This is a genomic window from Limnoraphis robusta BA-68 BA1, assembly GCF_034932365.1.
In the GTDB taxonomy this organism is placed as follows: Bacteria; Cyanobacteriota; Cyanobacteriia; order Cyanobacteriales; family Microcoleaceae; genus Capilliphycus; species Capilliphycus robustus.
The window spans coordinates 82924-95923 of sequence record NZ_JAYGHR010000011.1; the positions used below are offsets into that span (position 1 = coordinate 82924).

Genomic DNA, 13000 nt, shown 5'->3' on the forward strand with positions numbered 1-13000 from the left:
AGCACAGACTAGCTCTGATTTTTAAGTCAATTGAACGATCCGAGAACTAACTTAATATTACCGATGGAGTCGGAAGTCCGCCTCTAACGAAAGTGATAGATTTTCACTCAACAACAGAGTCTCCAAGGGTGAGGCTACCGAAGACCCTAATTTTTGAGAAGAAAACCGTTATCGCTCTGGGTTTTGATGATGTTAAAGCCTGATTGTGATATCATGTGGGGTTAAACTCATTCACCTCAATAAAATTTGTTGACAATTGCCTGAAAAATTTCAAACATTTTTAACTTCTATTAAAGAAATATAAATCGTGCAGAAATCTAAGAGATCCGGGACAAAAAAGCAATCATTTACAGAGGTAATTCTCCCAGCAGGCATCGCCAGACTGTAGCGAGTTAATCACATTTCTGTAAACAAGCGTGATATAAATCAATCGGCAATCCTGCTTTAACAAAATATGCAACTTCGCGCCAATGTCTCGATCCGGACAATCTCTGCTGAGAATGAGTAAAGTAAAATCAGAAAAAGAAAAAACAAATGCCAGAAAGTGTGAGAGCGAATGAAAGTTGAGGAAGCCTTAGCCATTTTAGAGAGAACTTTACCCCCAGGTTCGTTAAACACCGTTAAAACCCTCGTCTTTCGACAGTCCTGGGAAGGGAAAGGCTATGCCGATATTGCTGAAGATGCAGGTTATGACCCCGATTATATCAAGGGCGTGGCAGCAGGACTGTGGCATTCACTCTCAGAGGTACTCGGACAAAAAGTCACGAAGAAAAATTTTCGCTCTCTGCTGATTCAGCGCTATAGTAGTACCGTAGAAGCGATGCCGGCAACAGCACTCCCCTCACTCGCCCCCATTCCACACGAAAGCTATCTTTCCCCAAGTCGCAGTTTTGAGGACAACCGTTCATCCCCCCTGCAAAACCGTTGGGAATGGGGAGAAGCACCAGATGTATCGGTTTTCTATGGACGTACTGCTGAACTTGCTCAACTCCAAGAGTACATTCAAACCGCTTCGGTACGACTGTTAGCGGTGATGGGGATGGGCGGTATGGGAAAAACAGCCCTCGTGGTTAAACTGGTGGAACAACTCAAAAGCGAGTTTGATGTGGTCATTTGGCGATCGCTGCGTTACGCACCTGCACCGGAAACCGTTTTAACTCAGCTTTTGTCTTTTTTGTCTCCTTCAAGTTCCGAAACCACCACCACACTAACACCTGCGACAACGGCTTCTACGGGTTCAACATCTCTCAGCGAGATGGGAGAATTAATTCGCTTGTGTCGGACTTATCGTTGTTTAATTGTCTTGGATAATGTCGAAACGATTTTGGAGGAAGGCACCACAGGACGCTATCGCCCCGGATATGAAGGATATGGTGAACTCTTTCGAGTCATGGGAGAAACAGTTCATCAAAGTTGTTTGCTTTTGACTTCCCGAGAAAAACCCCCAGAAATTGCAGCGTTTGAAGGAACCGGACAGGCGGTGCGTTCATTTTTATTGGAAGGTTCACCCGATGCGGCGATCGCCTTACTTGATCCTTTGTACGGTTCACCGGAACAAAAAAAATGTCTGTGTGAACTCTATAGTTACAGTCCTCTGGCGTTAAAGATTGTTTCGAGTTCAATTCAAGATCTGTTTGAAGGTGAAATTACTCAATTTTTAGAACATCGTTCGGTGATTTTTAACGGAATTCGCCGACTCCTTGATCCGCAATTTCAGCGTTTATCTGCGTTGGAAATGACAATTATGTTCTGGCTAGCCATTGATCGCGGACAAACGACTGTTAAACAGTTGCATCGAGACTTAATTCCGCCTGTGTCTCAAGCGAGTATTTTACAGGCTTTAGAGTCTTTAAGCTGGCGATCGCTTGTTAAAAGAGAAGGACGAAAAAGGGCGGATACCAGCAAAAAAAAGACGGAAGAAAATTATTATATCATCGAACCGATGGTGATGGAATACCTGACTCACTGTCTAACGGAAGAAATTGTTCACGAGTTAACAACTGGAGAAATCAAGCAATTTTTTACTCATACGCTGATCAAAACAACCGTTGATCGAAGCGTGCGAGAACATCAACGGGCTTCGATTTTAGAACCAATTGCCCGAGCGCTGCAAATGACCTTTAGTTCTTCAAGAGCCTTATTAGAACAACTTCAAACCATTTTAGAGCGACTGCGACAAATGGAAAAGCAGGGATCGGGTTATGGCGTGGGAAATTGGCTGAACCTTTGTGTCAGACTGCAAATTGATCTCAGTGGTTATGATTTTTCTCATCTAACAGTTTGGCACGCCGATTTACAGCAGGTGAATTTACATCATTGTAATTTTGCCTATGCGAATCTTTCCCATTCTATTTTTGCCACCAATGGGGGTGAGATGACAGCCCTCGATTTTAGTCAAGACAATACTGAATTAGCAACGGGAAATATCTGGGGGGAAATCCGGCTTTGGTCACTGCGGTCTGGGAGTCAGCAACGGTTGATCAGTCCATCCCATCGTGGGGCTGTAACGGCAGTGGCTTGGAGTCGGGATCAACAAACCCTTGCTAGTAGTAGTCAAGATGGCACGATTCGTCTCTGGGATGTACAGACAGGTCATTGTCGTCAGGTGTGGTCAGGACATCATGGCGGTGTGAATGCTTTGGCTTGGAGTCCTTTGGGGCAGATGTTGGCAACCTGTGGCGAGGATGGGATGATTCGGTTGTGGGATGTCCGCCGAGGGACGGTGTACACCGAGATAGAAGTCAAAAGTCAGGTGAATGCGATCGCGTTTAGTTCTAATGGTATCTTGGCGAGTGGCAATCAGGACTCAACGATTGAGTTATGGGATGTCAACACTGGGGATTGTTTGAGAAGCTGTAGCGGACATCAAGGGGGGGTGAGTTGTGCGATCTTTGCCTCGGTTCATTCTCCCTGGGAGGGTTTAGAGATGGCAACCTCACCGAATGGCACGGCGTTATTTGCAACAGAGGGATTAAGCGATGAGGTGAATAGTCTTAAACGACTTGAGGTTGCACCGATTTTGGTGAGTGCAAGTCGCGATTGCACGCTGAAACTGTGGGATATTAGTACAGGAAGCTGTTTGCAAACCTGGCGGGGTCATACTCACGGGATTGAGTCGATCGCCAATAGTCTTGATGAACCGATTTTAGCCAGTGGCAGTGAGGATGGTACGGTGAAATTGTGGAACCGACACACGGGACAGTGTTTGAAAACGTTACACCACACCCCTGATCCGATTCGTGCTTTAGCCTTTAGTCCGAATGGTCAGATCTTAGCAATTGGCACGGGTGAAGGGACGATTCAGCTTTGGAATGTACAAACGGGGCAGTATCAAGAGACGTTGAGGGCTTCGGGTGCCTACGAACAGATGAATATTACAGGGGTGACTGGTTTAACGGTTGAACAGATCAATCGGATTGTTGCCCTGGGTGCCTTGACCTCAAGTGCTGATTGACTTTCAGCGATTCTCTGGAAACTAATGAGAAAGACTTGCAATAAACTAAAAGTTCTGTTAATCTAGAATTGAGGTCAAAAGTTTGGTGGGTGCAAGCTTTGAATGGGTCAGAACTTCTCAAGTGTTGGAAGTGATAGGCTGATACTGAGTAGATCTGACTTGCTCTCAATTGGAATGTTCCAATTAATGATAAAAACTCTTAATAATTTAAGAGCGATAAATTTAACCAAAACAGACAACCTCTATGTTGGTGAAGCGATAAAAAGTTTGCGGAAAGTGCAATTGTTCGCAATTCAATTGTGATTCTAGCAATAACTCAGACAAAAAATACAGAGGAGAAATGGGCTTGACATCCCCATCTCCTCTTTTTTTTGAGAAGAAAAACCACCAAGGCACAGAGACACCAAGATCTTGTGTTTTTTCTCTGAAAAAATGAATTTTTTAATGACAATAACTCTTAAGAAAAACAGAATAAATAAGAATGAGTCGCATTTAGCTGGCATCATAAGCCTATGCAGTTACAGAAGGAGACCCGCTAACAATGCAAAGTTACGGCAAATCTGAAATTCAATACGGTTGGTGGGCTGGAAATGCCCGCTTCGCGAACCAATCTGGTTTGTTTATTGCTGCCCACGCCGCCCAAGCTGCTTTAATTACTTTTTGGGCGGGAGCGTTTACTTTATTTGAAATTTCCCGGTTTTCCCCGGAAATTCCGATGGGTGAACAAGGTTTAATTCTTCTGCCCCATCTGGCAACGTTAGGCTTTGGTGTGGGTGAAGGGGGTATGATTGTTGATACCTATCCCTATTTTGTGATTGGTGTGGTTCACCTGATTTCCTCGGCGGTTTTCGGGGCGGGAGCGTTGTTTCATACGTTCAAAGCGCCTGAAAATCTCAAAGATAGTTCCAGTCAGGCGAAAAAGTTTCATTTTGAGTGGAACAACCCCAAACAATTGGGGATTATTTTAGGGCATCACCTGCTATTTTTGGGTGCTGGGGCGTTATTGTTGGCAGCAAAAGCCATGTTTTGGGGCGGACTTTACGATGCCACAACTCAAACGGTTCGCACAATTAACCATCCTACCCTTGATCCGTTTATTATTTACGGCTATCAAACCCATTTTGCCTCCCTCAATAGTTTAGAAGACTTAGTAGGGGGTCATATTTATGTGGGTGCGCTGTTGATTTTAGGCGGAATTTGGCACATCGTTAAAGAACCCTTACCTTGGGCGAAACGGGTGTTAATCTTCTCTGGAGAAGCGATTCTTTCTTATTCTTTGGGCGGAATTGCTTTAGCGGGGTTTGTGGCGGCTTATTTCTGTGCCGTGAATACTTTGGCTTATCCGGTGGAATTTTATGGCCCTGTTCTCGATATTAAGTTGGGGATAACGCCCTATTTTGCCGATACGGTGGAACTTCCACTCGGCGCCCACACCTCTCGCTGTTGGCTGGCTAATGCTCATTTCTTTTTAGCGTTTTTCTTCTTGCAGGGCCATCTGTGGCACGCTTTACGGGCAATTGGTTTTGACTTCAAACGGGTTGAACAAGCTTTTGATGGGGCGGGAACTCCCCCGACAACGGTTGTTGAAGAATAACTGATTTAGCCATAAACCGGGTTTTTCTCACCCTGATTGATTTTTCTGGGGTAAGGTGATAGATTTAGTTATTGAGAGAGTCTATCAACTTTACCCCACTTTTCACCCATAAAGCTAGCTAAATCAGGGTTTTTAGCAACAAACGGGTGCAGATTTAAAAAAATAATTGCAAAATACTTGCAATAAACTATCAGATCTGTTAATTTAGAATCAAGGAGAGTGAGAAAAGTTAGTCAAGGCACAGACCAACAACAACTCAGCAAATCTTCCTAGTTATTGAGAATTTATTCTATTAATCACCCATAAATTCAGCCCAAGTTGAAGAACAGAACCCTTTCCTCTGTTTAAACCTTAACGCTGAAGACTATTTTGGGGTCTAACTTTACTCAAGGAGAAATCATGTCAAAAATCGGTTTATTTTTCGGGACAACAACCGGAAAAACAGAAGGTGCGGCGGAAATGATTCAAGCAGAATTTGGAGAAGACATTGTTGAGATCCATGATATTGCTGAAGCAGAATTAGAAGAATTCCAACAGTATGATTGTCTAATTATTGGCTGTCCGACTTGGAATATTGGCGAACTTCAAAGTGATTGGGATGGCTTGTTTGATGAACTGGATCATGTCGATTTTACCACAAAAAAAGTCGCCTATTTTGGGACGGGAGATCAAATTGGTTATGCCGATAACTTTCAAGATGCGATGGGAATGTTAGAAGAAAAAATTGCCGGTTTAGGCGGAACAACTGTAGGACACTGGCCTGTAGAGGGTTATGAACATGAAGCCTCAAAAGCCGTTAAAAATGGTAAATTCGTGGGTTTAGCCTTAGATGAAGATAATCAGTCTGAACTGACAGAAAAACGGATTAAAAGTTGGGTTAAACAACTTCAGACGGAGTTTGGAATTTAACCCTTAAAAACCACAAGATCGAGATGAGTTAGAGTCATAGCTTCAGACAATATCCTCAACACACCTTAACTCATCTCTAACTGCATGAAGTTTTTTTAAAATAGAATATCAAAAACCGTTTTATTAAAAACAGTTTGCTGTTTAAACCGTCAATCTATCCAATGGAGTAACAATGATGTCACGTCTACCTGATGTTCTCTGGTTGAATACGAGTCCGAGTTTACGACACTTTGACCAAGAATTAGTCAATCAATTATCCCAAACAGTTCGACTGGGGTATTGGGAATATCGTCAAACTTTAGACGAACCCAGTTGTCTAAATACCGCAGTAACATTAGTCCATGATTATCTCAAATCCCATGATAAACCGATTCATTTAATCGGTCATAGTACAGGGGGATTACTGGGATTAATGTATGCCAAAAAATATCCAGAACGAGTTAAATCTTTAACGTTATTATCAGTTGGAGTTCATCCCACAGTTGACTGGAAAGCGCATTATTATGTGCAGCTTCAATTATTACCTTGTAGTCGTCAAGTTCTGCTTGAACACACCGTTGAAACGTTGTTTGGATATCAGAAACCCACAACCCGACAACGTTTAATGTCAATGCTAGATCGAGACTTAACACAGTCCCTTTCAGTGCATTCTTTAATGCAGCGAATGAGTATGACACCCATCCCGGTTTCGGTGCCTTTGATGGCTTGTGGAAGCGAAGATGATGTGATTGTTGATGAGCAGGAATTACAAGGCTGGAGAAGTATGTTAAAACCCGGTGATCGCGTTGTTCAAGTGCCTCAAGGGGGTCATTTTTTCCATCACTTTTTTCCTCAATTGATTCAAGACAAAATCCTCAACTTTTGGTCAGATATTGAATCGTTCTCTAATCAAGGTGAATCTCGAACTCCGATGATTTCCCTGAAACACTAAGTTCTTCGCAAAAAACCATGAACTGTTGATTTTGAGGTCATAACTTTGATGATTCCAGTGGTTCTACTGAGTGTAATTCTACATCCTGTTCGCTTGCTTTATTCGATGAGTGCTTTGGGATTAATGGTATTGTTTTTTTGGAGTCTACAGCTAGCCTTTAGAGAAGGAATAATTCATCTCAAACGCTTACATAGCATTCCTTGTAGTGGCTGTGCTTACTTTACCGGAGATTATCGCCTAAAATGTACCGTTCATCCCAAAATGGCACTCACAGAAGAGGCATTAGAATGTCGTGATTTTGAGTTAAACCGAGACAAAAGATTACGCTTACAAGAAGTTTATTCTTCCCATTGTGGTGCGGCTAATGTTGTGCGTAATTTCCAACGTCCTTCAGGATGAATCAGTTCTAAAACACCACTGGATAATTCTTGTTTGAGATAGGGACTCTCTAACACCGCCCAATTTCCTAAGACCCTTTCTTGATCATTAACAGTTCCCCCTCCAATACCGCCATTGGGTTCATAAATCAATTCTAAGCGATCGCCTGTGACCGATTTATAGGATAATTGACCTAGATTCGTCCATAGGCGATCATTAATTTGTGTTTGGTCTAAACGACGAGTTAAAGCTTCCAAAGTGGGCGCATCCTTGAGAGAAACAACTTCAGTGATCCAAGCAGTATTCACCCCATTCGCAGCTAATACTTGGGTGTCAGCATATTTTTCGGAAACTTGCGGTTTCCAGTCTATTGTGTCTCCCCAAACCCTAACACATAACCAAACATTTTCAACTTGCCAAATATACCAATTATTATGTTGTTGGGGTTCACCATAACGAGTCGGAAGCACTAAATGAGAACGAGTTGGAACTCCGGCAGAAATATCCCGTTCATTCAATCTTAATTGATAGACAACGGTTCCTTTTTCCTGCAAAAATTGATCACCCGGAGAATTCCCCGCAGCTATCGGACTGTGATAGGTTCCGCCCAAACGCACCACCGCATTCTTAACGCCTTTCGGGTCACGAATCACCAGTTTATAAGTCGTGTATTGAGCGTTAATGGTTCCTGTTACTTGATAAGAACGTTGGGGAATTAACAGCGTCGCTAAACTGTAGTCTTCAGTGATATAAAACGTTTCCCAAAATTGATTACTTTGATGATAACTATAATAATTAGGATGACTCGCTTTCAATAAAAACGGCAACCGCACTTCTTTCTTCGCTAAAGCCGTCATTTCCGCCGGAGGACGGTAGGAACTCAACGCCGCCGGAACCCCAACCCAGGCGTAATTTTGCGGGATACGGGAAGCCGTTTGCGGGTCCGAACCCCACCACACCCAAGCCACCGTACTCAACTCGCTACCATCCCAAGTTCCGCGATCAAACCCTCGACTTTCGGCGCCGCCTGCGGTTCCCCAACTCATACGAACCGCCATATTTGCTGCAAACCAGTCGAGAGAGGCTTTAGCCAGTTGTCGGAGTTCGGGAGTTTTGGCAAAATCATAGATATTCAGTAACCCTGCGATCGCATAACCGTAGTAAGTTGAAGAATGAAACTCACCCTGACCAATTGTCAGAAATTTATTCAGTTCAGCCCGCAGCCACGCTTCATTAGTTGCAGCAACACCGGGCGCCCCATTCGGCCAACCGCTTCCATCCATTAAAGCCAGTCCCGAACCCCGTTGCATGAACATATGATTTTCAGTGCCTTGTTCCATCCATTCGATCACTTCGGGACTGTCTAACATTTGACGATAGGTGTTTTCTACGTCTGGAGGAAGTTGATCGCGAAACAGGAAAAACAGGCGAATATCGTGTATCGCCCGAAAATGGTACAAGTCAGGGCGATCTTTGTCCAAACTGCGTAAAAACGGCCAAAGCGTGTCGGGGTTGTATTGTTCGGGTAAACTCAGACGGGCGAGAATAACAGGAAGCAAGTATTTGTGAGGATCACCGAGTTTAACTCGTCGCCACCACGCATCAAGCTTATTTAGGTCTTCAGAAGCCACTCTCTGACGAATGGCGAGGCTACGCTGTTGAAAGGCTTGTTCGGCATCGTTATCCCAGAGGCGAGGGGAAATAGAGGCGTTTTCAGTCAATGGCGTTTTGGGGGTCTTCTCAGTCGTCTGACTCGAACAACTCAGTGTACCACTAAGTATGAAGACAAACAGACTGATAGCGAAGGGTTTTAGCTTCATCGGGTATTCTCCAAGCAGGTTGGTGAGGGGGTAATTTTTCGCCTCAATGTATCTATTCTGAAAAAATAGCTGCAATTTCTACGTGTTTTCACGGAGATGGCGTTTCACAACTCGAAAAAAAATCCGTATTTCATACATTGTGGCGGAAGAGGTCTCCTTGATATCTTATTTACAGATGCATAGAGAAACACCCCAGATTGACCCCGTTCCATCAGACGGGGTTTTATTTATGTTAGAACGTCCCCACTCAAACTTGATGCGATTAAAAATTCTGGAGATATAATAGAAAGCAATTAATCAACCAACTTTTTAGACAAATAATACGCCATGTTCAAGTACCTGATTGCCGCTTTAACAGCTTTGGTGCTGGTGTTTTTGGGTTCTGGGACGTTCACACCCGCCAACGCAACAATAAACCCAACAACAAACGATCCTCAAGTCTACATTTGGGATTATGCTGCAATTGGCAGTAACCAAGTCGTCTGTAAACAGGTGGCTTTTCATACCCTTTCTCGCCCTCTACCCAAAGGTGTAGACGTTCAACCCGCTCACATTTCCTCGAAAGTGGTTGATCAAGGCTATTGTGCTAATTTAACCAAACCGAAAGCTTAATCTTACTCTTCCTTAAACAGAAGAAGAACCCGGTTTCTCAGAGATCGGGTTTTTCAGATTAAAATCGATTTTTGGGAGCAAGTTTAAAGAATTAATTCCAAGGGTAGCGAGGGCTGAACCCGCAAATTCAATGAAACGCCGACGAGAAAGGATTGACATTTTGGGTAGTTAATCGTAGGTTGGGTTGAGCGAATTAACTAGGGGAGAAAAGCGATGAATTAGTAGTGCGAAACCCAACGAATTCTCTCCGTTACCTGTAGGTTGGGTTGAGCGAATTAACTAGGGGAGAAAAGCGATGAATTAGTAGTGCGAAACCCAACGAAGCTTTTAATATTGGGTTTCGTTCCTCAACCCAACCTACTGAGTTACCTGTAGGTTGGGTTGAGCGAATTAACTTGGAGAGAAAAGCGATGAATTAGTAGTGCGAAACCCAACGAAGCTTTTAATATTGGGTTTCGTTCCTCAACCCAACCTACTGAGTTACCTGTAGGTTGGGTTGAGCGAATTAACTTGGGGAGAAAAGCGATGAATTAGTAGTGCGAAACCCAACGAAGTTGTTAATGTTGGGTTGAATATTGGGTTTCGTTCCTCAACCCAACCTACTGAGTTACCTGTAGGTTGGGTTGAGCGAATTAACTAGGGGAGAAAAGCGATGAATTAGTAGTGCGAAACCCAACGAAGCTTTTAATATTGGGTTTAATGTTGGGTTTCGTTCCTCAACCCAACCTACTGATAACTCAAATTCCTGTAGGTTGGGTTGAGCGAATTAACTAGGGGAGAAAAGCGATGAATGAGTAGTGCGAAACCCAACGAAGTTGTTAATGTTGGGTTGAATGTTGGGTTTCGTTCCTCAACCCAACCTACTGATAACTCAAATTCCTGTAGGTTGGGTTGAGCGAATTAACTTGGAGAGAAAAGCGATGAATGAGTAGTGCGAAACCCAACGAAGTTGTTAATGTTGGGTTGAATGTTGGGTTTCGTTCCTCAACCCAACCTACTGATAACTTTAAGTCCCCCTTTTTAAGGGGGATTTAGGGGGATCAATCACCGGGTTGAAAGTCCGGTTTTCCATTCTCCCTGAAACACAAACGCCGCCCAATAATAGGGAGCGTTATAATTATCCGATTCAATCATTTCTAACTGAACTTCTCGCATCGCAGTAGCCGGATTTGAACCTGTTTCTAATATTTTTCGATAATAATTTTGCATAAATTCCGAGGTCGAATTATCAGCAACCGCCCATAAACTCACCACAACTCGTTCCGCACCCGCATACATAAAACCCCTCGTTAAACTCACCAATCCTTCGCCCCGAATATCCTGACCAATTCCCGTTTGACACGCACTTAATACCACCAAATCAGCCGAAAGCGTTAAATTAAAAATATCACTCAATTGTAAAAATCCCGGTTTTTCTGTTCCGGTTTCATCATATAAAGAAAACACCAATCCTGATAATTCCGGTTGGGTTTCATTTAACAGTCCGTGAGTGGCAAAATGAACGATTTGATATTGAGATAAATTAGAATCCGTTGCAGTGTTACGGTTAGCATTAAAATCCAACGCCAATCGTTTTAAACCATCAGGAACTAACGCTAAAATGGCTTCGGCTTCTTGGCGAGTGTGTTGTAAACGACCAAAAGATTTACCCAGAAAATCCTCTAGAGATTGCCTTAATACGATTGTATTAACATCATTGGTTTCAGTTTTTGTTGATGATGCAATTTGAAAACGAGGGTCATTTTCTTCAAAAACGGGGTCAGCAATAACCACAACTTTTTTCGGGGCGGGTGTTCGTCCTTGAACTTGTTCTCTGAGAATTGCTAAACTGGAAGCAGAAGGTAATGTGATAATTTCATGTTGAACAATTAACGGTGTGTATGTTGCCCCCCTAGCCCCCCAAATTTGGGGGGAATTAATCTTTTCCAAGTCCCCCAGAATTGGGGGATTTAGGGGGCGAAAAGTTTTTAACTGAGGGTTGATAGCCCCCCTAGCCCCCCAAATTTGGGGGGAATTAATCTTTTCCAAGTCCCCCAGAATTGGGGGATTTAGGGGGCGAGAAGTCTTTAACTGAGGGTTGATAGCCCCCCTAGCCCCCCAAATTTGGGGGGAACTAATCTTTTCAAAGTCCCCCATTTTTACAAGTCCCCCATCTATGAAAGCCCCCATTATTGGGGGTTTGGGGGCTGGGGGATTTAGGGGGCGAGAAACAAGGCTAGAAATCGGTAACGCCGCAAAGGGAACGGTTTGTAAAATCCCATCCCCAACGATAACTAACCGTTTATTTCCTAACTGATTGATAACCGGAGATAATAAAATTTGACTCAACTTTTCACCGGAAGGCGGAACGACAGCCAGAGATTGAATTTCTTCTAAAAAAGATGTTGCTAACGCTTCAATATCTGAACGTTTGGGGAGTTGATAACTTTTAACTTCCGTTGTACTCACCAACCATAAAAAACTGCGTTCAGTTCCCAACGAATAAACTAATAAAACCGTCTCCTCATCGAGAACTTTTTGCTGAATTTCCGAGGCGGTTAACGGTGAGGGATATTGTAAATTGGCATATTGGGGACTATTGCGTTTAATTTCAACTTCTAGGTTTCGCAACTCACGGCGAACCGCTTCAATTTCCTGCTTCAATTCCTCAAAATCTCTTTCTCCCGGATTGAGTTGTCGAGTTTGGTCTAAGGCATTCAGTCGTTGCAATAAACTCTTTTCTTCCGCCAACAATTGCGGGTCAACCCCTTGTTTAATATCCGCCCCCGACTCCGCCAAAATATCTAATAAACTCCTCGCCCGACCCCGTTCACTGGCGTCTAACGCTTTGGCATCATACCCTTGATTGGGGTTTTGTTGGTGCAACTCCATCAACAAATCAATATAAAATTGATAATAACCATAAACGCTAGCAAAGTAGGTTGTTCGTAGGTCTTGACTAATAATTTTGGTGCGGAGTTCTTCAATAATATTAATTGCTAATTCCATATCGATTAAGGCTTCAGTGAGGCTACCTTGACTCCGTTGGAGGACAGCAAAATTATAGAGAGTGTTGGCTTCCCCCGCTTTATCTCCCACTTGTCGCCTGAGAGGAAGGGATTGGTTGTAGAATTCAAAGGCCTGTTGTCGGTCTCCTAAAGCATGGTAGACCAAGCCAATATTGTTGAGAGTAGCCGCTTCCCCCGCTTTATCTCCCACTTGTCGCCTGAGAGGAAGGGATTGGTTGTAGAATTCAAAGGCCTGTTGTCGGTCTCCTAAAGCATGGTAGACCAAGCCAATATTGTTGAGAGTAGCCGCTTCCC

General features: G+C 43.5%; 8 protein-coding genes. 6 read left to right on the top strand and 2 right to left on the bottom strand.

Going from position 1 to position 13000, the window contains the following annotated elements; all coding sequences use genetic code 11:
• Positions 1 to 556: 556 nt before the first annotated feature.
• From VB836_RS07530 to VB836_RS07550, 5 genes are all read left to right on the top strand, one after another.
• On the top strand, positions 557 to 3454 hold the full coding sequence (locus VB836_RS07530; RefSeq protein ID WP_323218747.1) for a WD40 domain-containing protein: 2898 nt from the start codon (positions 557 to 559) through the stop codon (positions 3452 to 3454).
• A gap of 541 nt (positions 3455 to 3995) precedes the next feature.
• Entirely contained in the window at positions 3996 to 5048 is a 1053-nt protein-coding gene (locus VB836_RS07535) for a chlorophyll a/b binding light-harvesting protein (protein ID WP_323218748.1), read from the top strand.
• A 399-nt stretch (positions 5049 to 5447) separates the two neighbouring features.
• Positions 5448 to 5957: a flavodoxin FldA gene (fldA, locus tag VB836_RS07540; protein ID WP_323218749.1), complete on the top strand. Its 510-nt coding sequence runs from the start codon at positions 5448 to 5450 to the stop codon at positions 5955 to 5957.
• A gap of 172 nt (positions 5958 to 6129) precedes the next feature.
• Entirely contained in the window at positions 6130 to 6888 is a 759-nt protein-coding gene (locus VB836_RS07545; protein ID WP_323218750.1) for an alpha/beta fold hydrolase, read from the top strand.
• A gap of 48 nt (positions 6889 to 6936) precedes the next feature.
• On the top strand, positions 6937 to 7287 hold the full coding sequence (locus VB836_RS07550; RefSeq protein WP_323218757.1) for a hypothetical protein: 351 nt from the start codon (positions 6937 to 6939) through the stop codon (positions 7285 to 7287).
• On the opposite strand, the gene VB836_RS07555 is transcribed toward VB836_RS07550, so the two are convergent.
• Complete coding sequence (locus tag VB836_RS07555) at positions 7227 to 9086, bottom strand: hypothetical protein (RefSeq protein ID WP_323218751.1); 1860 nt, start codon at positions 9084 to 9086, stop codon at positions 7227 to 7229. The genes VB836_RS07550 and VB836_RS07555 overlap by 61 nt on opposite strands.
• A 327-nt stretch (positions 9087 to 9413) precedes the next feature.
• Between VB836_RS07555 and VB836_RS07560 the strand changes: the two genes are divergently transcribed.
• Complete coding sequence (locus VB836_RS07560) at positions 9414 to 9698, top strand: hypothetical protein (protein ID WP_046277555.1); 285 nt, start codon at positions 9414 to 9416, stop codon at positions 9696 to 9698.
• Between the two features lie 1044 nt (positions 9699 to 10742).
• On the opposite strand, the gene VB836_RS07565 is transcribed toward VB836_RS07560, so the two are convergent.
• Positions 10743 to 13000 (bottom strand): CHAT domain-containing protein (locus VB836_RS07565; protein ID WP_323218752.1); only part of this gene is annotated, 2258 nt, incomplete at its 5' end.

Coding starts and splice junctions, on each gene's coding strand:
- VB836_RS07530 (WP_323218747.1), top strand. CDS start 557: ATGAAAGTTGAGGAAGCCTTAGCCATTTTAGAGAGAACTTTACCCCCA.
- VB836_RS07535 (WP_323218748.1), top strand. CDS start 3,996: ATGCAAAGTTACGGCAAATCTGAAATTCAATACGGTTGGTGGGCTGGA.
- fldA (WP_323218749.1), top strand. CDS start 5,448: ATGTCAAAAATCGGTTTATTTTTCGGGACAACAACCGGAAAAACAGAA.
- VB836_RS07545 (WP_323218750.1), top strand. CDS start 6,130: ATGATGTCACGTCTACCTGATGTTCTCTGGTTGAATACGAGTCCGAGT.
- VB836_RS07550 (WP_323218757.1), top strand. CDS start 6,937: ATGATTCCAGTGGTTCTACTGAGTGTAATTCTACATCCTGTTCGCTTG.
- VB836_RS07555 (WP_323218751.1), bottom strand. CDS start 9,086: ATGAAGCTAAAACCCTTCGCTATCAGTCTGTTTGTCTTCATACTTAGT.
- VB836_RS07560 (WP_046277555.1), top strand. CDS start 9,414: ATGTTCAAGTACCTGATTGCCGCTTTAACAGCTTTGGTGCTGGTGTTT.